The organism is Roseicyclus amphidinii, assembly GCF_030163755.1.
GTDB classification, from domain to species: Bacteria; Pseudomonadota; Alphaproteobacteria; order Rhodobacterales; family Rhodobacteraceae; genus Roseicyclus; species Roseicyclus amphidinii.
Genome location: NZ_JASJOE010000012.1, coordinates 54,942 through 77,104 on the forward strand (window position 1 = coordinate 54,942; position 22,163 = coordinate 77,104).

The window sequence follows — 22,163 nt, forward strand, 5'->3', positions numbered from 1 at the left end:
GCGCTGCCCCCGGGCGATGCGCGGGCCCCGGAGCGGGCCGCACCCGGTGACAGGGCAAGGCCGGGTCCGACGGGGACGCGTGTTGAAAGCGGCCCGTCGGGTGGCCCGGACTGTCGTGGTCTCGTGACCGACGTCACTCGGGGAAGGCGGCGGCGACCCCTCGGTCGATGGCAAAGGCAAACCCGAGCTCTTCGGTTCCTTCCATGAGCCTGGCGCGAAACTCCTCGGCCGTGCCCGAGGCGTCTCGCGCCCGTTCCCAATGGTCGAGATAGGCGAGGGTCGCGTCGAAGACGGAGGCGTCATTGGGGCTGTCGGGCTTGCGATGTCCCGGAATGACCGTCCCTGCGCCGATGGCCTGCAGGGCTGCAACGCTGTCGCGCCAGGGCGCGATCCCGTCGGTGGTGGCCGCCTCCTCCATCCACAGATGGGTGTCGATATAGGCGATGTCGGTCGCAACAAGCGTATCGAGACCGGGAATATGGACCGGCGTGATCAGGGCGGTATCGCCCGCCATGGGCGGCAGGATCTCGATCCGTTCGCCCTCCAGCATGATGTGATCGGCGCTCAGCGCTTCGGGGACGACGTAACGGTCCGGGAACACGCCTGCCGGGGCGCCGCCTGCGATTTGCGCATGCATGCCGCCAAGGATTTGCGCAAGGATCGCCTGGATATCGGTCTGGGCATAGGCCCTTGCCTGCGGGAACCGGTCGAGCAGGATCGGCAGGCCCAGAACGTGATCGGGGTGGATATGCGTGATCAGGATGCTTTCCAGCGTCCGACCGGTTGCCGCGATCATATCGGCCAGGAGATTGGCGTTGGCAGCCGTGAATTGCGCGTCGACCAGGACGGCCGAGCGTTCCCCGAGCACCACGACGCTGTCCACGAGGAGGCCCGCCTCGTCCGAGGTGAACAGATCGGAGTCGAGCGTTGCGGCATGTGCAAGGCCAGGGGCCAGTCCGGCCATGGCACCAAGGGCGCCTGCGCGTTGCAAGACCGTTCTGCGACTGAGAAGTTCCATGGGTCTCTCTTTTCCATATGGTTTCCAAAAGATACTTAACACCTATACCAGGTGTTGCAGTTGCAAAAGGAGGCACCTTTTGGTAACCGTAGGACCTCGGGTGTCTGAAGACGTGAGGATGTCATGACCTTGGACGAGACATCGAAGACAGCGGGCATCTCTCTTGACCCCGCCACCTGTCCGGTGCGGCAGGTGCTCGATGGGGTGAGCGACAAATGGTCGATTCTCGTGATGGCGGCGCTGCACGTGACGCCGCGCCGGTTTTCCGAACTGCGCCGCGACATTCCAGATGTGTCGCAAAAGGTTCTGACCCAGACCCTGCGCAAGCTCGAACGCAACGGGTTGGTCGACCGCAAGGTGACCCCAACAGCGCCCCCAAGGGTCGACTACAGCCTGCAACCCTTGGGGCAAAGCCTGTTCGCGCGCTTCTCGCCTCTCGCAGCCTGGGCGATCGAGAACCGGGCCGAGATAGATGCCGCCCGCTCTGCCTATGACGCGCGGTCGTAACCCGGTCTCGCGCGCAGGACTGATCGGACGATGACCGGCCGCCGCTGCGCAGCCGACCCCGACACCGATCCGCCTTGGCGGGCGATGCAGGTCGGCGCGATGAGCGAGCGCGATTACTGGTCCCTGCGGATGGCCGAGACCGGGGCGCTCGTGGGCGAGACATGGACCGAATTCCCGCAATTCATCGCGCGCGTGCGCGGGGCGGACCCTGCCGCCGTGATCCGGCCCGAGGCGCTGGACGCCATCGCCAAGGCAAAGGCACAGGGCCATCTCCTGGCAATACTGTCCAACGAACTCGACCTTTTCTACGGGAAGGATTTTCGTGACAAGCTGCCTTTCCTGGCGGATTTCGACCTGATCGTGGACGCCACTTACACCGGCATTCTCAAACCCGATCCGCGCGCCTTCGGCTTCATCATGGATGGCCTTGGTATGCCCGCATCCGAATGCGTATTCGTCGACGATCAGAAAAGGAACCTCGCCGGGGCCGAAGCGGTCGGCATGGCCTTCGTGCATTTCGACGTGACCCGCCCGGGCGACAGCTACACGCAGGCTCTGGGGATGCTGCAATTCGACAAGGCTCCGTCGTGAAAGACCTCAAATGTCTCGGGGAACGCAATGCCCGCCACCTTTGGCACCCGACACCGCATCCGGTCGACATCAACGAAGGGCAGGGGGGCGAGAGGGTCGTGATGGCCGCCGGTCGCATCATTCTTTCCCCGCCGCTCGTCCCGACGCACGCGGACGTGACCACCATTCTGACCGCGCGCGCAGCCGGGTTTGACTCCCACGGCCGACAGACCGAACACCGAGAGAGGAACCATCATGGTCAAGACCTTTGCGTCCCAAGCGGACATGACCGAGAAAAAGACCTCCTTCACCGAGATTGGTGACGGCCTCTATGCCTTCACAGCCGAAGGCGATCCCAATTCCGGCGTGATCATCGGTGATGACAGCGTGATGATCGTCGAGGCGCAGGCGACGCCGCGGCTGGCGCAGAAGGTCATCGATTGTGTGAGGCAGGTGACGGACAAGCCGATAAGCCATGTGGTGCTGACCCACTACCATGCCGTTCGGGTGCTGGGGGCCAGTGCATTCGGCGCCGATCAGATCATCATGTCCGAAAAGGCGCGTGCGATGGTCGTCGAGCGCGGGCAGGAAGATTGGGACAGCGAATTCCAGCGCTTCCCGCGCCTGTTCGAAGGGCACGAAAGCATTCCGGGGCTGACCTGGCCCACCACGACCTTCAGCGACAGCATGACGGTCTACCTCGGAAGGCGGAAGGTTGAGATCAAGCAGATTGGCCGCGCTCACACCGCAGGCGACAGCGTGATCTGGGTGCCGGACCAGCAAACCATGTTCACCGGCGATATCGTCGAATACCACTCGGCCTGCTATTGCGGCGACGGTCATTTCGCGGACTGGGGCGGGACGCTTGATGCCGTCAAGGCCTATGATCCGCAAAACATTGCGCCGGGTCGCGGTGACGCGTTGCTCGGGCGCGCGATGGTGGATGCGGCCCTGGCTGCGACGCGAGATTTCGTTGACAGCACCTATAACGCGGTCAAACCGATTGCGGCCAGGGGCGGGTCTCTCAAGGACGCCTGGGACGCGGTGCGCGACGCCTGCGATCCAAGGTTCAAAGACTACGCCATCTACGAACACTGCCTGCCGTTCAACGTGGCCCGCGCCTATGACGAGGCGCGCGGCATCGATACGCCACGGATCTGGACCGCGCAGCGCGATCTGGAGATGTGGGCGCAATTGCAGGGGTAAGATCCGGTTCGCCAGAGGAGGCAAAAGGTCCGGTGGACCTTTTGAGGTTGGAACGGACGGAGCCCGGGATGCTTCGGAACGCCGCCATGGCGACGCTTGAGGAGGACAGAGATGCCGCTTGATGACCGTTATCAGCTTGCCTTCAGGCTATACCCTTACGCAAGGTCCGCCGATCAGGACACCGACAGGCCGGTGCGCCATCCTGTTGTGGTGATGGGGGGCGGGCCGGTCGGCATCGCCATGGCGCTCGATCTGGGGTTGCAGGGCATCCCGGTCGTGCTGCTGGACGACCACGAGGGCGTCGGCCAGGGCAGCCGTGCGATCTGTTTCGCCAAGCGGACGCTTGAGATTGCCCATCGCTATGGCTGCGGCCGGCCCATGCTCGACAATGGGGTTTTGTGGAACGTCGGAAAGGTGTTCCATGATGACCGGCAGATTTACGAATTCGACCTGTTGCCGGAAGACGGCCACCGCAACCCCGCCTTCATCAACTTGCAACAGCCCCATTTCGAGCGTTTCCTGGTGGAACGGGTGCGCGAGGCGCAGGCGGCTGGCGCGCCCATCGCGTTGCGCGGCAAGAACAGGATTGATGCGGTCGCAGTGCGTGACGATCATGTCGTGATCGACATCACGACACCAGATGGCCCCTACCGGATCGAGGCTGATTGGCTGATCGGCTGCGATGGCGCCTCCAGCCCGCTGCGCAAGATGATGGGGCTCGATTTCGAGGGCCGGGTGTTCCAGGACAATTTCCTGATCGCCGACATCACCATGAAGGCCGATTTCCCGACCGAACGCTGGTTCTGGTTCGAGCCGCACTTCAAATCCGGGGACTCGGCGCTTCTGCACAAACAGCCCGACGGGGTCTGGCGGATCGACTTCCAGCTCGGGTGGGACATCGACCGCAAGGAGGAGATGAAGGAAGAGAACATTCGCCGCCGTCTTGACGCGATGCTCGGGCCGGATGTGGAATATGAGCTCGTCTGGACCTCGATCTACACCTTCCAGTGCCGCCGCATGAGGAATTTCCGGCATGGCCGCGTGATCTTTGCGGGCGACGCGGCGCATCAGGTGTCGCCGTTCGGGGCACGCGGTGCAAATTCCGGCATTCAGGACGTCGATAACCTCGGTTGGAAGCTGGGGCTGGTCTTGAACGGAACCGCGCCCGAAAGCCTTCTGGACAGCTATGATCTGGAACGACGCCACGGTGCGGACGAGAACATCCTCAATTCCTCGCGTTCGACGGATTTCATCACCCCGAAGTCGAAGATCAGCCGTGCCTTCCGCAACGCGGTGCTGGATCTGGCCGAACATCACGCCTTCGCCCGACCGCTAGTCAATTCCGGGCGACTGTCGGTGCCATGCGTCTACGACGGGCTGCCGCTGAATACACCCGATGGGCTGCCGGGCGGCCCTGCCCGCACGCGCCCCGGCGCGCCGTGCCCGGATGCCCCAATCGGAGGCGGGTTCCTGCTGGATCATCTGGGATGGGACTTCGCGCTGCTCGGTGTGGGCGTCGATGTGCCCGACCGGTTCGATGCCGAGGGGCTGACGCTGCGCGGGCTGACGGTACCAGCCGAGGGGGACATCAAGGACCGGTATCTCGGCGACACGACCTGCGCCGTCTACCTGATCCGCCCTGATCAGCATGTCGCGGGGCGCTGGCCGGCCTTTGACGCGGAACGGGTCAGCGCGGCTCTCGCCCGTTCGATGGGAAAGGACTGAACCCATGTTCCTGAATACCCTGCCCAACATCACCGACCCGGACGGGTTCTATGCCGAACTGCTCGGCGTTCATGAAGGGCTGAGCGACGAAGACAGTATCGCGCTCAACGCCCGTCTCGTCCTGATCCTTGCCAACCACATCGGCGACCGCGCGATTTTGACCGAAGCACTGGCCGTGGCTACGAAAGGCGGCGCAAAATGAATGCTCACCACGTATCAGGCCTTCGTCAGGCCGAGGGCACCCTGACCGAACCCGGCTACATGCCGGGCTGGGGCAATGACTTCGAGACCGAAGCCCTGCCCGGCGCGCTCCCGCGGGGCATGAACTCACCCCAGAAATGCAATTACGGTCTTTATGGCGAGCAACTCTCCGGCACCGCCTTTACCGCCGAGCGGCCCGAGCGGACGTGGTGCTATCGTATCCGTCCCTCGGTCAAGCATTCCGCCCGCTACACACGCACCGATCTGCCGTATTGGAAATCAGCGCCGCATATCCCCCAAGACGTCACCAGCCTTGGCCAATATCGCTGGGACCCCGTGCCGCATACGGGCAAGGCGCTCACATGGCTGACCGGCATGCGCACCATGATCACGGCCGGGGATGTGAACACGCAAGTCGGCATGGCAGCGCATATCTACCTTGTCACGACAAGCATGACAGACGCCTATTTCTTCAGCGCTGACAGTGAGGTGCTGGTCGTTCCTCAGGAAGGCAGGCTCAGGTTCGCAACCGAACTGGGCATCATCGACGTGGAGCCCAAGGAAATCGCCATTATCCCGCGTGGCCTCGTCTACCGGGTCGAGGTGCTCGAAGGCCCCTGCCGTGGGTTCGTCTGCGAAAACTACGGTCAGACGTTCGACCTGCCGGCGCGTGGCCCTGTCGGCGCCAATTGCATGGCCAACCCGCGCGACTTCAAGGCACCGGTTGCGGCCTTCGAGGACCGCGAGGTGACCTCCACCCTGACGGTCAAATGGGCCGGGCAATTTCATGTCACCGAGATCGGGCAGAGCCCGCTCGACGTTGTCGCCTGGCACGGAAACTACGCGCCCTACAAATACGACCTGCGCACCTATTGCCCTGTCGGCGCGATCCTCTTCGACCACCCCGATCCGTCGATCTTCACCGTGCTCACTGCGCCTTCGGGCGTCCCGGGTACGGCCAATATCGATTTCGTGCTCTTCCGGGAACGTTGGATGGTGGCGGAAAACACCTTCCGCCCCCCGTGGTATCACAAGAACATCATGTCCGAGCTCATGGGAAACATCTACGGCCGGTATGATGCCAAGCCGCAAGGCTTTGTTCCCGGTGGCATGAGCCTGCACAACATGATGCTGCCGCATGGTCCCGACCGCGAGGCCTTCGAGAAAGCCTCGAACGCCAATCTGGGCCCCGACAAGCTGGATCGGACCATGTCCTTCATGTTCGAAACGCGGTTCCCCCAGCATCTTACCGAATTTGCAGGGAAAGAAGCGCCCTTGCAGGACGACTACATCGACTGCTGGGACAGCCTCGAAAAGAAGTTCGACGGCATGCCGGGTAAAAAATGAAGCTCTACACCTACTGGCGCTCGACGACCTCGTACCGGGTGCGGATCGCGCTGAACCTGAAAGGGATCGCCCACGAGGCGATCCCTGTCGATTTGTTGGTCGGGGCCCAGCGGGCGCCGGAGTATGCGGCACTGAACCCGGGGCAGGGTGTGCCGACGCTGGTGCTGGACGATGGCACGGTGCTGACCCAGTCGATTGCGATCCTGGATTGGCTGGAAGAGGCTTTCCCGGCTCCGCTCCTGTTGCCGGAGGATCCCCTTGCCCGCGCACGCGTCAGGGCCGCCGCGCTGACCATCGCCACGGATATCCACCCGGTCAACAATCTGCGCGTGATCGGAAAGCTGAAAGGCATGGGCCACGACCAGAACGATACCACCGCCTGGATGAAGGAGTGGATGACACGGGGCTTCGCGGCCTTCGCCCGGCTGATCCGACCGGACACGGAATTCTGCTTCGGCGATGCTCCCGGCCTCGCCGATCTTTGCCTCGTCCCGCAGCTTTACAATGCACACCGCTGGGGCTGTGATCTCGCGCCATTCGGTCGTCTGACCGAGATCGAAGCGCGCTGCCTCGCACTCCCCGCTTTCGCGTCCGCGCATCCCGAAGCCCAATCCGACGCGACCTGAAAGGAATTAGCATGACAGACTTGATCCGCTCCTGGGTAGACAGCGCCAACTCTTCCGAGACCGACTTTCCCCTGAACAACCTGCCCTATGGCGTGTTCGTCGCCGCGGACGGCACGCCGCGCTGCGGGACGGCAATCGGGGATTTCGTTCTGGATCTTGCCGCCTTGGAAAAAGCGGCACTGCTCGATTTCGGCGGAACACTCGGAAGAGCGGGCTGGAACGCTTTCATGGCCCTGGGCTCTGCTGAATGGATGCGGCTGCGCCAGAGCCTGACCGAGATGTTGCTCGAGGGGGCGGGCACGCAAGCGGTGGTGGAGCCGTATCTCGTGCCACGCGAAGGGCTGCGCCTGCTGATGCCCTTCGATGTCTCCGAATACACGGATTTCTACGCCGGCAAACACCATGCGATGAATGTCGGCACCATGTTCCGCGGGCCGGAAAACGCGCTGCCTCCGAACTGGCTGCACCTTCCTATCGGCTACAACGGGCGCGCATCCTCTGTCGTGGTCTCCGGCACGGATGTGATCCGCCCACACGGCCAGCTCAAGGGTCCGAACGACGACGCCCCTCGCTTTGGTCCGTCGCAGCGGTTCGACATCGAACTCGAGATGGGCGCCATCGTCGGACAGCCATCGACGGGCCCGATCAGCGTGGCTGAAGCCTTCGACAATATCTTCGGCTACGTGCTTCTGAACGACTGGTCCGCCCGCGACATTCAGGCCTGGGAGTACCAGCCGCTCGGGCCGTTCCAGGCGAAGGCGACGGCGACAACGATCAGCCCATGGATCGTGACCGCAGCGGCGATGGAGCCGTTCCGCACAACTACGCCTGCGCGAGAGAAGCCGCTCCTCGACTACCTCGTCGAGCCCGGCCCGATGCTCTACGATATCGCGCTGGAGGTCGGGCTGGCCCCGGCGGGCGGGACGGAGACGATCATTTCACGCACCAACTACAAGGAAATGTACTATTCCTCGGCCCAGCAACTCGCCCATCATACCACCAGCGGTTGCCCGATGCGGGTGGGCGATCTTCTGGGGTCTGGCACGATATCCGGGCCCGAACGCGGTAATCGCGGCTCGCTCCTCGAGCTCAGTTGGGGCGGCAAGGAGCCCCTGACCCTGGCGGGCGGAGAAACCCGCAGCTTCATCGAGGATGGCGACACGCTCACCTTGCGCGGCCATGCGCAGGGCGACGGCTACCGTGTGGGCTTCGGCGAATGCAAGGGAACGTTGCTGCCGGCGCGCGGTTGACCGCCAGACATGGATCAACGCGTCCGCTTCGTCGGGCAGGGGCATGCCCCGCGAGAGCCTGAACCGCCCCGGGTTTGCCGGAGAGCAATACACTCAACGGATAGGCCCTGTGACGAAGAAGTGAGGCACCCCCACCTATCGGGCTGGACTTGGCGAGTGCGGTGTTCGGCTCTTCCGGGATAGCCATGGGCGTCTTCGCGGCGGAGGAACGTATCGCGCGACAAAGCGGCCCTGTCGTCTGATCTGGTCCCGGGTCAGGCACCGGAAGGACGCGCGGGTCGATGGAGGCCATTTTCGTATGCGGCTGATATGTGCAATGAGTTGTCGTAAGGGGGCAAATTCGGGGATATTGGGGCGTATTCCAGCGTAGCAGCATCCGCCGCCAACAGTTTGAAGATACAAGATGCATATTAATCAACACGCTAGATTGTCCGTCGCCCCTATGATGGACTGGACCGACCGCCATTGCCGGTTCTTTCACCGGCTGATGTCGGCGCGCGCGTTGCTTTATACCGAGATGGTGACCGCCCCTGCCGTGATCCACGGCGACCGCGACCGGCTGCTGGGGCATGATGCGGCCGAACACCCCGTGGCGTTGCAACTGGGCGGCTCGGACCCCGCCGAGCTGGCCGAGGCCACGCGGATCGCGGCCGGATACGGCTATGACGAGATCAACCTCAACGTCGGATGCCCCTCGGACCGCGTGCAGTCGGGCTGTTTCGGCGCCGTGCTGATGGAACGCCCCACGCTCGTGGCCGAGTGCGTCGCCGCCATGATCGCGGCAAGCCCGGTCGAGGTGACCGTGAAATGCCGCATCGGCGTCGATGAGCAGATCCCCGAGGAAACCCTGCCGCGGTTCCTCGAAACCGTCGCGGCCGCCGGTGTGACGCGCGTCACGATCCACGCCCGCAAGGCCTGGCTGCAGGGTCTCAGCCCCAAGGAGAACCGCGATATCCCGCCGCTCGACTACCCGCTCGTCCACGCGATGAAGCGGGCCTTTCCGCGGCTGCACCTGTCGATCAACGGCGGCATCGCCACCCTGGCCGAGGCGCAGGCGCATCTGGACGCGGGCATGGATGGCGTCATGATCGGGCGCGCGGCCTATCACACCCCCGCCGAGATCCTCCTGTCCGCCGACCGCGACATCTTCGGCGAAACCACGTCGCCGAAGACCGCCGAACAGGTGGCGCTCGAGATGCTGCCCCATATCGAGGCGCACCTCGCGGCCGGTGGCCGCCTGAACCAGGTGACGCGGCACATGCTGGGCCTGTTCGCGGGGCGGCCCGGCGCGCGCGGCTGGAAGCGCACCCTGAGCGAAGAGGCGCACCGCGACGGCGCCGGCCCCGAGGTGGTGGAGCGCGCGCTGGCCCATGTCATCCGGCACGCCGCCTGAACCCTGCATCCGCGCACAGTTGCCCTTGCCCATCACACTTCCGTTCCGCGGGGCAAGCGGGTAATCCGCCCGCAAATCACCCCGACGGAGCGACCCCAGACCATGCCCGACCTGTCCGAGCTTTTGCCCATGCTTGCCCTGATCCTGCTGATCGGGGGCTTTGCCGGTGTCATCGCGGGGCTTCTGGGCGTGGGGGGCGGCATCGTGCTGGTCCCGGCCTTCTATTTCGCCTTCGAAGGGCTGGGCTATGGCCCCGAGGGGCTGATGCAGATCTGCCTTGCGACCTCGCTTGCGACCATCGCGGTGACCTCGCTGCGTTCGCTTCTGGCGCATCACAAGCGCGGCGCGGTCGATTGGGACATCCTCAGGGGTTGGGCCCCCGGCATCGCCATCGGGGCTGCGCTCGGCGTCGGTGCGGCCAGCGGGCTGCGGGGCGAGGTGCTGATGGTGATCTTCGCCGTGCTCGGACTGGCGGTGGGGCTTTACCTGGCCTTCGGGCGGGCAAGCTGGCGCTTGGGCGACGCGATGCCCGAGGGGCCGGGCCGGATGGTGACCGCGCCCGTCCTGGGGTTCCTCTCGGTGCTGATGGGGATCGGGGGCGGCAGTTTCGGCGTGCCCCTGATGAGCCTTTACGGCGTCGCCATCCACCGCGCGGTGGCGACCGCGGCGGGCTTCGGGCTGGTGATCGCCGTGCCCTCGGTGCTGGGCTTCCTGCTGGTGCCCGGCGCCACCGAAAACCGCCCGCCCTTCACGCTGGGGCAGGTGAACCTCGTAGCCTTCGCGGTGGTGGTGGCGATGACGCTGGTCACCACGCCGCTGGGGGTGAAGCTCGCGCATGGGACCGACCCGGTCCGGCTCAAGCGGATCTTCGCGGTCTTCATCATCGTCATGGCGCTCAACATGGCGCGCAAGGCGCTGACGGGATGAGCTGGCTGGCCCGCGGCTTCGAGGTCTTCGCCGCCGAGCCCGCGACGCGGGGCTGGTGCGATGCGGCCCGCGGCCCGGCGCTTGCGGCCGCCGGGGATGCCGCGATGCGCGCGCGCTGGCTGCGCCATGGCGGGACATGGTTCGTGGGCGTCGACGTGCTGGACAACGACAGCGCAGGCCGGGTGGGGCAGGGTCCGCCGCTCGCCGGGGAGGCGCTGGCCGCGGCCGAGGCAGTGACCGGCCGCCTGCCGCTGCACCCGGCGCAGGTCTCGGTGACATATCCCGGCTATCCGGGCCGCGACGCGGGCGAAAGCGACAGCGCCCACCGCTACCGCCGGACCCGCGATGCCGCCCATCTCGACGGGCTTCTGCCCGAGGGGCCCGCGCGCCGCCGCCACCTGCGCGAGCCGCATGGCTTCATCCTCGGCCTTGCGCTGACCGAGGCCGCGCCCGGCGCCGCCCCGCTTGTTGTCTGGGAGGGCAGCCACGAGGTGATGCGCGCGGCCTTTCGCGCCGCGTTCGACGGGGTCGCGCCCGAGGCATGGGGCGACGTCGACCTGACCGAGACCTACCAGCAGGCCCGCCGCCGCTGTTTCGAGACCTGCGCGCGCGTCGAGATCGCGCTAGCCCCCGGCGAGGCCGTTCTGGTCCACCGCCTTGCGCTGCACGGCGTCGCGCCCTGGGCCGAGGGGGCCGGGGCCGCTCCCGAGGGGCGGGCCATCGCCTATCTCAGGCCTTGTCTTAAGGCGACCGGGGATTGGCTGGATTTGCCCTGAGCGGCGGCGTCAGCCCTCGCCGCGGCGCTTCAACCGGGCGGCGCGCCCGCCGCGGCGCTGGGTAAGCTGCGCGCGGCGCTCGGGCAGGGCGGCCATGACCTCGGCGCGGGCCTCATGGCCCATGCGGGTCCATTGCGTGATCTCGTCGATGGTGCGCAGGCACCCGGTGCAGATCCGCGCCTCGGGATGGACCACGCAGATCTTCACGCAGGGGCTCTGGATCTCGTCGCGTTTCCAGATCTCGTCGGACATCAGGCGCTCCTCAGGTGGCGCAACCGGTCGAGCGCCCCTTGCAGGATATAGCCTGCCGCGACGGCGTCGATCACCTCTGCGCGACGTTTCCGTGTCGTATCCGCCTCCAGAAGTGCCCTTTCTGCCGCAACCGTGCTCAATCGCTCGTCCCAGAAGGCGATGGGCAGCCCCTCGAAGCCCTCGAAACGGGAAAGGTTCCGCGCGAAGGCGCGGGTCGATTGCGCGCGCGGCCCCTCGGTGCCGTCCATGTTGGCGGGCAGGCCGAGGATCACGCCGCCGATCTCGCGCTTGGCCGCGATCTCGGCCAGCCGCGCAGCGTCAGCAGTGAACTTCACCCGTTTCACTGTCTCAAGCGGCGTCGCCGCCGAAAGCAGCCGATCCGACACCGCCACCCCGATGGTTTTGGTCCCGAGGTCGAGGCCCAGCAGACCCCGACCCGGCGGGATCGCGGCGGCGAAGCTCTCAATATCGGTGCAGATCATCGCGGGCCTTTCCGTGCCGAACAAGACCGTGGAGCAGCGTGGCCACCACCCCGGCCGTCAGCAGATGCCATAGCCAATGCGTGCCCCATGGGAAAGCATCGCAGATCATCAGATCGGCGGCCCGCGCGTTCAGCGCAAGGACGTAAAGACCGGCAGCGCCCACAAGTGCGCGCCCCAGCGGATGGCCGCGCCGCCACAAGATGACCCCGCTGCCCAGCAAGACGACAAGCGCGGGCACATGCGTGATCCCGCCGCCCAACAGGCCGGGGTGCAACAAGGCGACCCAAAGCTGTCGGATCGCCGCGAAGCCCAGAACGGCCAGACCCGCGCCCCAAAGCCCCAGCCCGAAGCCGCGTTGCGCCACCAGAAAGATCACCCCCAGCCCGAAGATCTGGATCGGCCAAAGGTCGATCTGCAGCGTCAGGGGGGTGGGGTGGCTGTGAAAGATCACGCTGCCCAGCCCGATGGCGCCGCCCGCCAGCACAGCGGCAAGGATCAGGGGATCGCGGTTTTCGCCCTGCCGCCACTGGCCGAAAGCCCAAAGGGCCGCGGCGATAAAGGCGAGGTTGGTCAGGGAGTTCTGCGGCTCGCCAAGGATGCCCTCGCCGATCCGACCGCAGTAATAGCCGACGGTGTTTACGGTGCTGCCCACCCCGCCCGACCTAGTCGCTGCCCGGAGTGCCGCCTGTCTGACCGCCGAGGATCGGGGCCGCAGCAGCATCGAGCATCTCCAGCGCCTCGGGCAGGTCGGCAAAGACCGTGCGCGCTTCCTCGTAGACGGCACGCGCGTCTTCGGTCCGGCCCAGCACGATCTGCGCGTTGATCAGCCGCGCCCAATCCTCGGGCGGGCCGCCTTCGGTCGCCAGCCGCTCGGCCAGCCCCGCGACCATGCCCTCGATCATCGCGGCCTGGTCCTCGGCGGCCATACCCTGCGCCGCCTCCATCTGTTCGGCGGTCGGTCCCCGCGGCGCGGGCGCGCCGGCGGGCTGCGGCAGCTCGGCCAAGGTCACGTTCACGCCCGCGAGAAAGGCCACTTCCTCGATCTGCAGGCGGATCGGCTCGAGCCAAGGGGCATCGGCCGAGGATTCGGCCATCAGGTTGCGCCAGACCGGAAAGGCCAGATCGGGCCGCCCCTGCTGCGCATACATCAGGCCCACGTAATAGCGCGCCGTCCCGTTGCGCGGTTCCAGCTGCAGGCCGCGCATCAAGGCGCGCTCGGCCTCGGGGCTGACATAGCCGCCCGCGGCAAGCACCATCATCTCGGCCAGGTCGATGTGATGAAACCCGGTCGCCGCATCACCCAACACCTCGATCAGCCGGGTCTGGGCGACATGCGCCGCGGTGTAATTGCCCAAAGCGGCCTCGTTCGAGGCCAGAAGCGCCAGCCCCTGCGGATCGTCGGGGCGCTCGGCCATCACCTCGCGCAGCTGCGCGACCAGCTCCTCGCGCCGCGGATCGGCGGCCACGCCGGGGCGGAAGGGCACCTCGGCCTCGGCCACGGCCTGTCCGGGGCGGCTCGCGCGGGCCTCTTCGACCATCTCGATGCGACCGGCCAGCGGCAGGTCGGGATAACCCGGCGCGCCGATCTGCATGTAGAGCGCGAAGGCACCCGCGACGGTGGCCACAAGGCCCGCGCCGATCATCGCCCGGTCGATCGTGCTGGTGCGCGCCTCGACCGACTGTGCGCTCTGCAACGCGCGGTCGGCCTCCAGCAGGCGGCGCGAGACCTCGGTGCGGGCGCGCTGCGCCTCTTCCTCGGTCAGAACGCCGCGGGCGACATCCTTGTCGACCTCCTTCAGCTGGTCGCGGTAGACCTGCAGGTCATAGGCGGCAGCGGGCACCGCGGCCTTGCGCGGGCGCAGCGCCGCCAGCATCAGTATCATGACCACCAGCGCCGAAAACGCGCCGGTTGCGATCCAGAATCCCATGTCGCGCCTGTCCTTGTCTCTCTCTACGTTTCTCACATAAGCGCCCGCGGGCCCTTCGAAAACCCGGCGTCGGGCCGCAGGGGCGGGACATTCTGGCGCTACGTCGCATTTTGCGCATGGACCGTCGCGCGGAGTATCCTCTCCATGCGCGTCCTGCCCCACATCGGGCAGGCAGTCAGAGGAGCCGCGTGATGCGCCGTTATTCCGCCTTCGCCATCGCCCGCGAGGCCGCCCGCCACCACCTTGGGTGGGAGCGCGCCTGGCGCAGCCCCACGCCGAAAGCGCACTACGATGTGATCATCGTCGGCGCGGGCGGGCACGGGCTTGCCACGGCCTATTACCTTGGAAAAAATCACGGAATCCGCAATGTCGCCGTGATCGAGAAGGGGTGGCTGGGCGGTGGCAACACCGGGCGGAACACCACGATCATCCGCTCCAACTACCTGCAGGACCCTTCGGCCGCGATCTATGAAAAGGCCCGCTCGCTCTACGAGACGCTGAGCCAGGATCTGAATTACAACATCATGTTCTCGCCCCGCGGCGTGATGATGCTGGCACAAACCCAGCACGAGATTCGCGGCTACCAGCGCACGGCGCACGCCAACGCGCTGCAAGGTGTGGCGACCGAATTCATCTCGCCCCGCCGGGTGAAAGAGCTCTGCCCGATCATCAACATCGACGGGCCGCGCTACCCGGTCCTCGGCGCGCTCTGGCAGGCCCGCGGCGGCACCGCGCGGCATGACGCCGTCGCCTGGGGCTACGCGCGCGCCTGCTCCGACATGGGCATGGACATCATCCAGCAGACCGAGGTGACGGGCGTCCGCCGCGAGGGCGGCCGCGTCGTCGGCGTGGATACAACCAAGGGCTACATCGGCTGCGGCAAGCTCGGCATCGTGGTCGCGGGCCATTCCGGCGTCATGGCCGAGCGCGCGGGCTTCCGCCTGCCGATCGAGTCAGTGGCGCTTCAGGCGCTGGTGTCGGAGCCGATCAAGCCGGTGATGGACGTGGTCGTCATGGCCAATACGGTGCATGGCTACATGAGCCAGTCCGACAAGGGCGAGATGGTCATCGGCGGCGGCGCGGACGGGTTCAACAACTACACCCAGCGCGGCTCGTTCCACCATGTCGAGGAGACCGTGCGCGCGCTGGTCGAGACCTTCCCGATCATCTCGCGCCTCAAGATGCTGCGCTGGTGGGGCGGGATCGTCGACATGACCGGCGACCGCTCGCCCATCATCTCGAAAACGCCGGTCGAAGGAATCTTCGTCAACTGCGGCTGGGGCACGGGCGGGTTCAAGGCCATTCCGGGATCAGGCTGGGCCATGGCCGAGCTGATGGCCAAGGGGCATTCGCCGCTGGCCGAGGAATTCTCCATGACCCGCTTCCGCGAGGGCAAGTTCATCGACGAAAGCGTCGCGGCGGGGGTGGCGCATTGACCCTGCCTTGGATCGCTTCGCCCACTTCACATGACCTTCCGAGGAGGGTTCCCGAATGCTGACCTTCACCTGCCCCTATTGCGGCGTCACCGCCTGCGAGGCCGAGCTGTCCCCCGGCGGCGAGGCGCATCTGAAGCGCTTCGGCCCCGGCTCGACGGATGAGCAGTTCGAGGACTACCTCTTCCTCCGCCCCAACGTGAAGGGCGTGCATTTCGAACGCTGGCGGCACGCCATGGGCTGCGGCAAGTGGTTCCTCGCCGCCCGCGACACCGCCACGCTCGAGGTCTTCGGCACCTACAAGGCCCAGACCACCGAGCCGCCCGCCGACATCGTCGCGGCCATCCGCGCCAAACGCCCCGACTGGAGCCTGACATGAGCACGCGCCTGTCCACCGGCGGCCGGTTGATCGACCGCAGCCGCAAGATCGCCTTCACCTTCAACGGCAAGCGCCTGACGGGCCATCCGGGCGACACGCTCGCCTCGGCGCTCTTGGCCTCGGGCCAGACGATCATGGGCCGGTCCTTCAAGTATCACCGCCCGCGCGGCGTCGTGGCCTCCGGCGCAGAGGAGCCGAACGCGCTGGTGAACCTCGGGCAGGGCAAGACCCACGAGCCGAACCAGCGCGCGACCACGACCGAGCTTTTCGACGGGCTGACCGCGACCAGCCAGAACCACTGGCCGAGCCTCGAGTGGGACATCGGCGAGGTCAACGCGCTGCTGCCGCGCTTCCTGCCCGCGGGCTTCTATTACAAGACCTTCATCCACCCGCGCGCCTTCTGGAAGCATGTGTTCGAGCCCTTCATCCGCCAATCCGCGGGCCTGGGCAAAGCGCCCGACCCGAAACAGACCGACCCCGACCGGTACGAGCATTTCTATGCCCACACCGATGTCGTGATCGCGGGCGGCGGCATCGCGGGCCTGCAAGCGGCGCTCGAGGCAGGTCGTGCCGGGGCCAAGGTGATCCTCTGCGAACAGACCGCCCATTGGGGCGGGCGCGCGCCGGTGGACGGGGTCGAGATCGACGGGAAACCGGCCGAAGACTGGATCAACGACACCGTGCAAGTGCTTGAAGGGATGGAGAATGTCCATCTCCGCCTGCGCACGATGGTGGCCGGTGTCTATGACCACGGCTACATCCTCGCCTATGAGCGGGTCGCCGATCACGCGCCCGCCGCCGACACCCCGCGCCACCGGCTCTGGCGCATCCGCACCGCCCGCGTGATCGCCGCCACCGGCGCGCTGGAGCGGCCCCTCAGCTTCCCCGGCAATGACAAGCCGGGCGTGATGCTCGCCTCGGCCATGCGCGACTACATCACCAACTGGGGCGTCAGCCCCGGCGACCGCACGGTGGTGGTCACCAACAACGACGACGCCTATCGCACGGCGCTTGCGATCAAGGCGGCGGGGCTTGACGTGCCCTGCATCGTCGATGCCCGCGAGGAGGCCGACGGCCCGCTGGTGCAGGAGGCCCGCGCCCGCGGCATCCGGGTGCTGACCGGCATGGGGATCGCCAACGTCAAGGGCCTGCGCGGCGTGGTCGCCGTCCAGCTGTGCCGACAGGCGGGCGAGGGTGCGGTGGTCGAAGATATCGTCTGCGACGCCGTCGCCATGTCCGGCGGCTGGTCGCCCGTCGTCCACCTCTGGTCCCATTGCGGCGGCAAGCTGACCTGGGACAAGGCCGGAGCCTTTTTCCGCCCCGACCACGACCGCCCGCCGACCGATCAGACCGGCGAGGGTTTCGTGGTCTGCGCAGGCGCGGCCGATGGCGCGCTGCATGCCACCGATTGTTTGAGCAATGCTTCAACATCGGCCCGCAACATGTTGGTATCCATGGGTAAACCCGCGCCGGAGGCCGAGGTCGCCAAGGCCACCGCCGCCCACGAGGCCCCCCTTGCGCCGATCTGGGTCATGCCGCAGGGCGCAGGCCCGAAGAAACGGTCGAAGATGTGGCTCGACTTCCAGAACGACGTGAAGGTCTCGGACGTCCAGCTTGCCGCGCGCGAGGGGTATGAAAGCGTCGAGCATACCAAGCGATACACCACGCTCGGAATGGCGACCGATCAGGGGAAACTGAGCAACATCAACGGTCTGGCGGTCCTTGCTGATGCATTGGGTGAAGATATCCCCCGCGTCGGCACCACCACCTTCCGCCCGCCCTACACGCCCATCTCGATGGGGGCCATCGCGGGCGAGGCGCGGGGCGAGATCTTCCAGCCGTTGCGCCGCACGCCGCTTCACGACTGGCACGTCGATCACAACGCCTACATGGAACCCGTGGGCCATTGGCGCCGCGCCTATTGCTACCCACAAAAGGGCGAAAGCCACCGCGACGCGGTCAACCGCGAGATCGACGCCACGCGCGGCGGCCTCGGGCTGCTGGATGCCTCGACGCTCGGCAAGATCATCGTGAAGGGGCCCGACGCGGGCCGCTTCATGGACATGCTCTACACCAACATGATGAGCAGCCTGAAACCCGGCAAATGCCGCTACGGGCTGATGTGCAGCGAAAACGGCTTCCTCATGGATGACGGCGTCGTCGCGCGCATCGACGAGGACACTTTCCTTTGCCACACCACGACCGGCGGGGCCGACCGCATCCATGCCCATATGGAGGATTGGCTGCAGTGCGAGTGGTGGGACTGGAAGGTCTACACCGCCAATGTGACCGAGCAATGGGCGCAGATCGGGGTGGTTGGCCCCAAATCGCGGGCGGTTCTGGAAAAACTCGGCACCGACATGGACCTGTCGAACGCCGCGCTGCCCTTCATGGGCTGGACGGCGGGCAAGGTCGGCGGATTCGACATGCGCATCTTCCGCATCGCCTTTGCGGGTGAGCTGAGTTTCGAGGTCTCCGTCCCCGCCAGCCAGGGCCGCGCGCTCTGGGATGCGTTGCATGAGGCGGGCCAGGAATTCGGCGTCACCGCCTACGGCACCGAGGCGATGCATGTCATGCGCGCCGAGAAGGGCTTCATCATGATCGGCGACGAGACCGACGGCACCGTGATCCCGCAGGACCTGGGCCTCGACTGGGCGATCTCGAAAAAGAAAGAGGACTATCTGGGCAAACGCGCGCAGGAACGCTCGCACATGACCGACCCGACCCGGTGGAAGCTGGTAGGGCTGGAGACGCTCGACGGCTCGGTCATTCCCGATGGCTCCTATGCCGTGGCCGAAGGGGTGAACGCCAACGGGCAGGGGATGACGCAGGGCCGCGTGACCTCGACCTATTACTCGCCCACGCTGAAGCGCGGCATCGCCATGGGGCTCGTGCTGAACGGGCCGGACCGCATGGGCGAGGTGATCGAGTTCAACACCACGAAAAAGCCCGCGAAGGGCGAGACGCCGAAGACCGTGAAGGCGAAGATCGTCAGCCCCGTTTTCTACGACCCCGAGGGGGAAAAGCAGAATGTCTGATCTCGTGAAAAGCGCATTGCCCGGCGCACGGGCCGAGGGGTTGGTGAGCATCGAAGAGATGGGCCTGAGCGGCATGGTCACGCTCCGCGTCGACCTGTCGGCGGCGGGTGCCGCCATCGCACAGGTCACCGGGGCCGACATGCCCGGCCCGCGCGCCATCAGCGCGGGGCAGGGGTGCCATGTCGCGTGGATGTCGCCCGACGAGCTGTTGATCCTCTGCGACCACGCGCGCGCCGACGCCATGGTCGCGGACCTCACCGCCGCGCTTGAGGGCCAGCATCACCTGGCCGTCAACGTCTCGGACGCCCGCGCGCTCTTCCGCGTGTCCGGCCCCGGCGGCGCGCTGCGCGACACGCTGGCCAAGATCACCCCCGCCGACATGTCGGCAGACGCGCTGCCCCCCGGCGAGATGCGCCGGACCCGCCTGCAACAGGTCGCGGGCGCGATCTGGTTCGAAAGCGAGACCGAGGCGCGCGTGATCTGCTTCCGCTCGGTCGCGCGCTATACCTTCGACCTGCTGGCGATGTCGGCGAAACCCGGCGGCGCGGTCGGCTATCACTGACGCGCCCATCGCCGTAACCTGCGGTTGAGCGCGGCCCGCCCGCGCGCAGCCTGACCCTGTATTTCACCCGTGAACCGGGGCACTTGGCGGGGGGCGGGGTTGACCTTGCCCCGTGCCCGGCCCCATCTGTCACCCAACCGACAACCACCAACGAGGGGGCACTCACCCATGGCTTTCGAACTTCCCGATCTTCCCTACGCCCATGACGCGCTCGAGGGGCTCGGCATGAGCCGCGAGACGCTCGAGTATCACCACGACCTGCACCACAAGGCCTATGTCGACAACGGCAACAAGCTGATCGCGGGCACCGAGTGGGAGGGCAAGTCGCTCGAGGACATCATCACCGGCACCTACCAGCCCGGCGCGGTCGCGCAGAACGGCATCTTCAACAACGCGTCCCAGCATTGGAACCACAACCAGTTCTGGGAGATGATGGGCCCCGGCGAGGGCGGCATGCCCGGCGAGCTGGAAAAGGCGATCACCGAGAGCTTCGGCTCGGTCGACGAGTTCAAGTCGCAATTCGCCGCCGCTGGCGCGGGCCAGTTCGGCTCGGGCTGGTGCTGGCTGGTCAAGGACAGCGACGGCTCGCTGAAAGTGACCAAGACCGAGAACGGCGTGAACCCGCTCTGTTTCGGGCAGACCGCGCTTCTGGGCTGTGATGTGTGGGAACACTCCTATTACATCGACTTCCGCAACAAGCGCCCGGCCTATCTCGACAATTTCCTGAACAAGCTGGTGAACTGGGAAAACGTGGCCAGCCGCCTCGGCTGATCCCGCCCGCTCCGGCAAGACAGGGACGGCCCGCTTAGGCGGGCCGTTCGCGTGTCGGGGTCACGGGTCCGGTGCCCGCAGGGCGGCCCGCGCCCCGACTGCGGGGAAATCTCCGTTGACCGGCGCGCCACCGCGCCTCCTGATGGCTCAGGAGGTGTCCCATGGAATTCACGCTTGCCTCGGCTTTCTCGCAAGAGGGCCTTCTCGGTCATTCGGCCTATGTGCTGCTGGTCCTTTCCATGCTCATGCGCACGCTTCTGTGGTTGCGCCTCCTTGTCATCGCCTCGGCGGTGCTGGGCATTTCCTACTCGGCCTTCATCCTTGCCGATCCGGTCTCGACCTTCTGGGAAACCTGCCTCGTCGTGGTGAACATCGCCCAGCTTCTGCTGACCCACTGGCGCGGCCTGCGCGCGCGCTTCACCGAGGCCGAGGGGCATTTCATCGCCCGTCACCTGCCGGGCCTGGGGCGCGGCGATGCGCGGGCACTGATCGACCGGGGGCGCTGGGTTTCGCTGGATCCGGGGGCCTGCCTCGCGGTGCAGGGCGAACCGGTCGGGCAGCTGAGCTACATCGCCGAAGGCCATGCCGAGGTCCGGGTCGGCGGCATTCGGGTGGCGTCCTGTGGATCGGGGGATTTCGTGGGCGAGATGACGGCGCTCACCGGGCTTGCCGCCACGGCCACGGTGATCGCCGCAACCCCGGTGACGGTCTGGCAGATCGACACGCCGCGCCTGCGCGAGGTCACGCGCCGCCGTGACGAGATCGCGCGCGAGCTGGAGGCCGCTTTCGCCCGCAACTAGCGCGACAAGATCGTCGAGATGAACCGCCTCGTCTCGGTGGGCGGGGTGACTGACCGCCGGCCCGCCTAGCCCGGCTGATCCGCCTGATCCGCCTGATCCGACAGCCGCGCCATCAGCGCGGGCAGGTCGGGCACGGCGTCGATGTAGGACGTCAGGCTTGCATCCGCAAAGCCCTGCGCGATGACATGATCGATCAGCGCGAGAAGCGGCTGCCAGTAGCCGTTGATGTCCAGCAGGTAGATGGGCTTGTCGTGCAGCCCCAGCTGCCGCCAGGTCAGCACCTCGAAGAACTCGTCGAGGCTTCCGGCACCGCCGGGCAGCACGACGACTGCCTCGGCGTTCATGAACATGACCTTCTTGCGCTCGTGCATCGTCTCGGTGACGACGAAGGTGGTGAGGTCGCGCTTGCCGACCTCCCAGGCCATCAGATGCGTGGGGATCACGCCGAAGGTCTGGCCACCCGCCGCCTGCGCGGCGCGGGCCACGGCCCCCATCAGCCCCACGTCGCCAGCCCCGTAGACCAGCCGCATCCCGGCCCCGGCCAGCGCGGTTCCCAGCGCCGTCGCCGCCTCCATGTAGGCGGGGTCGGAACCGGGGCGCGCGCCACAATAGACACAGACGGACAGGCTTTGCATCGTGATCTCTTGCTCCGGGGCTTGAATTTGCCTTCTGTTAGGCGCATTGACCACGGCGCTCAAGCGGCTGCGTCCATGGGACCGTCGGCGGCTTGGCGCAGGGGATGTCACGGCCCGGCCTTCGGGGGAGGGAAACGGGAACAGGATGGTAAAAGAGACCAACAGCGCCGCAGGCGCAAGCGTCACACCGATCGTCGGCGCGGCCGCGGCCGGCGGCCTGCTCGTGGCCGCTGCCATCGCCTATGTCACCTTGCGCGATCCGGGCGACACGTCCGCGCCAGCGCCCGCCCCCGAGGCTATGACCCGCGCGTCGGACGCCGCGTTGCCCGAGGACACC

Annotated in this window: 24 protein-coding genes; 18 read left to right on the top strand and 6 right to left on the bottom strand. The window is 66.5% G+C overall.

Annotated features, from left to right (window positions below; translation table 11 throughout):
• Window positions 1-133: 133 nt before the first annotated feature.
• Window positions 134-1,018 carry an MBL fold metallo-hydrolase gene (locus tag QQK83_RS06220; protein WP_284262666.1) on the bottom strand — a complete coding sequence of 295 codons (885 nt, stop codon included), beginning with the start codon at window positions 1,016-1,018 and terminating at the stop codon, window positions 134-136.
• Window positions 1,019-1,141: 123 nt separating this feature from the next.
• Here QQK83_RS06220 and QQK83_RS06225 point away from each other — a divergent pair, with 123 nt between their 5' ends.
• The 11 genes from QQK83_RS06225 (at window position 1,142) to QQK83_RS06275 (ending at window position 11,546) form a co-directional block, all read left to right on the top strand.
• Window positions 1,142-1,525 carry a winged helix-turn-helix transcriptional regulator gene (locus tag QQK83_RS06225; RefSeq protein ID WP_284262668.1) on the top strand — a complete coding sequence of 128 codons (384 nt, stop codon included), beginning with the start codon at window positions 1,142-1,144 and terminating at the stop codon, window positions 1,523-1,525.
• Between the two features lie 30 nt (window positions 1,526-1,555).
• Complete coding sequence (locus tag QQK83_RS06230) at window positions 1,556-2,116, top strand: HAD-IA family hydrolase (RefSeq protein ID WP_284262669.1); 561 nt, start codon at window positions 1,556-1,558, stop codon at window positions 2,114-2,116.
• Window positions 2,117-2,350: 234 nt separating this feature from the next.
• Window positions 2,351-3,301, top strand: a complete 951-nt coding sequence (locus QQK83_RS06235) for an MBL fold metallo-hydrolase (RefSeq protein WP_284262670.1) — start codon at window positions 2,351-2,353, stop codon at window positions 3,299-3,301.
• 111 nt (window positions 3,302-3,412) lie between these two features.
• Window positions 3,413-5,026, top strand: coding sequence for an FAD-dependent oxidoreductase (locus QQK83_RS06240; protein ID WP_284262672.1), 1,614 nt, complete (start codon window positions 3,413-3,415; stop codon window positions 5,024-5,026).
• A 4-nt stretch (window positions 5,027-5,030) separates the two neighbouring features.
• The gene (locus QQK83_RS06245) at window positions 5,031-5,228 is read left to right on the top strand and encodes a DUF2783 domain-containing protein (protein WP_284262673.1); all 198 of its coding nucleotides are present in this window, start codon (window positions 5,031-5,033) and stop codon (window positions 5,226-5,228) included.
• Window positions 5,225-6,574: a homogentisate 1,2-dioxygenase gene (gene hmgA / locus QQK83_RS06250; RefSeq protein WP_284262675.1), complete on the top strand. Its 1,350-nt coding sequence runs from the start codon at window positions 5,225-5,227 to the stop codon at window positions 6,572-6,574. The genes QQK83_RS06245 and hmgA overlap by 4 nt, the downstream gene beginning before the upstream one ends.
• Window positions 6,571-7,200 carry a maleylacetoacetate isomerase gene (maiA, locus tag QQK83_RS06255; protein WP_284262678.1) on the top strand — a complete coding sequence of 210 codons (630 nt, stop codon included), beginning with the start codon at window positions 6,571-6,573 and terminating at the stop codon, window positions 7,198-7,200. The genes hmgA and maiA overlap by 4 nt, the downstream gene beginning before the upstream one ends.
• 11 nt (window positions 7,201-7,211) lie before the next feature.
• Window positions 7,212-8,450, top strand: coding sequence for a fumarylacetoacetase (gene fahA / locus QQK83_RS06260; protein ID WP_284262680.1), 1,239 nt, complete (start codon window positions 7,212-7,214; stop codon window positions 8,448-8,450).
• A 442-nt stretch (window positions 8,451-8,892) separates the two neighbouring features.
• Entirely contained in the window at window positions 8,893-9,843 is a 951-nt protein-coding gene (gene dusA, locus QQK83_RS06265) for a tRNA dihydrouridine(20/20a) synthase DusA (RefSeq protein WP_417750339.1), read from the top strand.
• A 102-nt stretch (window positions 9,844-9,945) separates the two neighbouring features.
• Window positions 9,946-10,770, top strand: coding sequence for a sulfite exporter TauE/SafE family protein (locus QQK83_RS06270; RefSeq protein WP_284262684.1), 825 nt, complete (start codon window positions 9,946-9,948; stop codon window positions 10,768-10,770).
• A complete protein-coding gene (locus tag QQK83_RS06275; RefSeq protein WP_284262686.1) occupies window positions 10,767-11,546 on the top strand; it encodes a hypothetical protein in 780 nt (259 codons plus the stop codon). Before QQK83_RS06270 ends, QQK83_RS06275 begins: the two co-directional genes overlap by 4 nt.
• Window positions 11,547-11,555: 9 nt before the next feature.
• On the opposite strand, the gene QQK83_RS06280 is transcribed toward QQK83_RS06275, so the two are convergent.
• Genes QQK83_RS06280 through ccmI form a run of 4 tightly spaced genes read right to left on the bottom strand, consistent with a single transcriptional unit; the run spans window position 11,556 to window position 14,208 of the window.
• Window positions 11,556-11,798, bottom strand: a complete 243-nt coding sequence (locus QQK83_RS06280; RefSeq protein WP_284262688.1) for a DUF1289 domain-containing protein — start codon at window positions 11,796-11,798, stop codon at window positions 11,556-11,558.
• Window positions 11,798-12,280 (bottom strand): Holliday junction resolvase RuvX, encoded by a 483-nt coding sequence (gene ruvX, locus QQK83_RS06285; RefSeq protein ID WP_284262690.1) that lies wholly within the window; start codon window positions 12,278-12,280, stop codon window positions 11,798-11,800. Before ruvX ends, QQK83_RS06280 begins: the two co-directional genes overlap by 1 nt.
• Window positions 12,261-12,932: a hypothetical protein gene (locus QQK83_RS06290; protein ID WP_284262693.1), complete on the bottom strand. Its 672-nt coding sequence runs from the start codon at window positions 12,930-12,932 to the stop codon at window positions 12,261-12,263. The genes ruvX and QQK83_RS06290 overlap by 20 nt, the downstream gene beginning before the upstream one ends.
• Window positions 12,933-12,942: 10 nt before the next feature.
• The gene (ccmI, locus tag QQK83_RS06295; protein WP_284262695.1) at window positions 12,943-14,208 is read right to left on the bottom strand and encodes a c-type cytochrome biogenesis protein CcmI; all 1,266 of its coding nucleotides are present in this window, start codon (window positions 14,206-14,208) and stop codon (window positions 12,943-12,945) included.
• Between the two features lie 191 nt (window positions 14,209-14,399).
• Between ccmI and QQK83_RS06300 the strand changes: the two genes are divergently transcribed.
• The 6 genes from QQK83_RS06300 to QQK83_RS06325 all read left to right on the top strand — a co-directional run bounded on the left by QQK83_RS06300 (window position 14,400) and on the right by QQK83_RS06325 (window position 21,191).
• Window positions 14,400-15,644: a sarcosine oxidase subunit beta family protein gene (locus QQK83_RS06300; RefSeq protein WP_284262697.1), complete on the top strand. Its 1,245-nt coding sequence runs from the start codon at window positions 14,400-14,402 to the stop codon at window positions 15,642-15,644.
• 55 nt (window positions 15,645-15,699) lie between these two features.
• On the top strand, window positions 15,700-16,020 hold the full coding sequence (locus QQK83_RS06305) for a sarcosine oxidase subunit delta (RefSeq protein ID WP_284262699.1): 321 nt from the start codon (window positions 15,700-15,702) through the stop codon (window positions 16,018-16,020).
• Entirely contained in the window at window positions 16,017-19,058 is a 3,042-nt protein-coding gene (locus QQK83_RS06310; RefSeq protein ID WP_284262701.1) for a sarcosine oxidase subunit alpha family protein, read from the top strand. Before QQK83_RS06305 ends, QQK83_RS06310 begins: the two co-directional genes overlap by 4 nt.
• Window positions 19,051-19,620, top strand: a complete 570-nt coding sequence (locus QQK83_RS06315) for a sarcosine oxidase subunit gamma (protein ID WP_284262703.1) — start codon at window positions 19,051-19,053, stop codon at window positions 19,618-19,620. The genes QQK83_RS06310 and QQK83_RS06315 overlap by 8 nt, the downstream gene beginning before the upstream one ends.
• A gap of 168 nt (window positions 19,621-19,788) precedes the next feature.
• Complete coding sequence (locus QQK83_RS06320; RefSeq protein WP_284262705.1) at window positions 19,789-20,391, top strand: superoxide dismutase; 603 nt, start codon at window positions 19,789-19,791, stop codon at window positions 20,389-20,391.
• A 161-nt stretch (window positions 20,392-20,552) separates the two neighbouring features.
• A complete protein-coding gene (locus QQK83_RS06325) occupies window positions 20,553-21,191 on the top strand; it encodes a cyclic nucleotide-binding domain-containing protein (protein ID WP_284262706.1) in 639 nt (212 codons plus the stop codon).
• Between the two features lie 65 nt (window positions 21,192-21,256).
• On the opposite strand, the gene QQK83_RS06330 is transcribed toward QQK83_RS06325, so the two are convergent.
• Complete coding sequence (locus QQK83_RS06330; protein WP_284262708.1) at window positions 21,257-21,826, bottom strand: LOG family protein; 570 nt, start codon at window positions 21,824-21,826, stop codon at window positions 21,257-21,259.
• Window positions 21,827-21,971: 145 nt separating this feature from the next.
• On the opposite strand from QQK83_RS06330, the gene QQK83_RS06335 reads away from it, so the two are divergent.
• On the top strand, window positions 21,972-22,163 hold a 192-nt coding region (locus QQK83_RS06335; protein ID WP_284262710.1), incomplete at its 3' end, for a hypothetical protein.

Bases quoted from the DNA above. Each gene is read 5' to 3' on its own strand.
- QQK83_RS06280 (WP_284262688.1), bottom strand. From the start codon at position 11,798: ATGTCCGACGAGATCTGGAAACGCGACGAGATCCAGAGCCCCTGCGTG.
- QQK83_RS06225 (WP_284262668.1), top strand. From the start codon at position 1,142: ATGACCTTGGACGAGACATCGAAGACAGCGGGCATCTCTCTTGACCCC.
- maiA (WP_284262678.1), top strand. From the start codon at position 6,571: ATGAAGCTCTACACCTACTGGCGCTCGACGACCTCGTACCGGGTGCGG.
- QQK83_RS06240 (WP_284262672.1), top strand. From the start codon at position 3,413: ATGCCGCTTGATGACCGTTATCAGCTTGCCTTCAGGCTATACCCTTAC.
- QQK83_RS06315 (WP_284262703.1), top strand. From the start codon at position 19,051: ATGTCTGATCTCGTGAAAAGCGCATTGCCCGGCGCACGGGCCGAGGGG.
- QQK83_RS06300 (WP_284262697.1), top strand. From the start codon at position 14,400: ATGCGCCGTTATTCCGCCTTCGCCATCGCCCGCGAGGCCGCCCGCCAC.
- QQK83_RS06275 (WP_284262686.1), top strand. From the start codon at position 10,767: ATGAGCTGGCTGGCCCGCGGCTTCGAGGTCTTCGCCGCCGAGCCCGCG.
- QQK83_RS06310 (WP_284262701.1), top strand. From the start codon at position 16,017: ATGAGCACGCGCCTGTCCACCGGCGGCCGGTTGATCGACCGCAGCCGC.
- QQK83_RS06320 (WP_284262705.1), top strand. From the start codon at position 19,789: ATGGCTTTCGAACTTCCCGATCTTCCCTACGCCCATGACGCGCTCGAG.
- fahA (WP_284262680.1), top strand. From the start codon at position 7,212: ATGACAGACTTGATCCGCTCCTGGGTAGACAGCGCCAACTCTTCCGAG.
- QQK83_RS06325 (WP_284262706.1), top strand. From the start codon at position 20,553: ATGGAATTCACGCTTGCCTCGGCTTTCTCGCAAGAGGGCCTTCTCGGT.
- ruvX (WP_284262690.1), bottom strand. From the start codon at position 12,280: ATGATCTGCACCGATATTGAGAGCTTCGCCGCCGCGATCCCGCCGGGT.
- QQK83_RS06330 (WP_284262708.1), bottom strand. From the start codon at position 21,826: ATGCAAAGCCTGTCCGTCTGTGTCTATTGTGGCGCGCGCCCCGGTTCC.
- QQK83_RS06305 (WP_284262699.1), top strand. From the start codon at position 15,700: ATGCTGACCTTCACCTGCCCCTATTGCGGCGTCACCGCCTGCGAGGCC.
- hmgA (WP_284262675.1), top strand. From the start codon at position 5,225: ATGAATGCTCACCACGTATCAGGCCTTCGTCAGGCCGAGGGCACCCTG.
- ccmI (WP_284262695.1), bottom strand. From the start codon at position 14,208: ATGGGATTCTGGATCGCAACCGGCGCGTTTTCGGCGCTGGTGGTCATG.
- QQK83_RS06235 (WP_284262670.1), top strand. From the start codon at position 2,351: ATGGTCAAGACCTTTGCGTCCCAAGCGGACATGACCGAGAAAAAGACC.
- QQK83_RS06230 (WP_284262669.1), top strand. From the start codon at position 1,556: ATGACCGGCCGCCGCTGCGCAGCCGACCCCGACACCGATCCGCCTTGG.
- QQK83_RS06245 (WP_284262673.1), top strand. From the start codon at position 5,031: ATGTTCCTGAATACCCTGCCCAACATCACCGACCCGGACGGGTTCTAT.
- dusA (WP_417750339.1), top strand. From the start codon at position 8,893: ATGATGGACTGGACCGACCGCCATTGCCGGTTCTTTCACCGGCTGATG.
- QQK83_RS06270 (WP_284262684.1), top strand. From the start codon at position 9,946: ATGCCCGACCTGTCCGAGCTTTTGCCCATGCTTGCCCTGATCCTGCTG.
- QQK83_RS06220 (WP_284262666.1), bottom strand. From the start codon at position 1,018: ATGGAACTTCTCAGTCGCAGAACGGTCTTGCAACGCGCAGGCGCCCTT.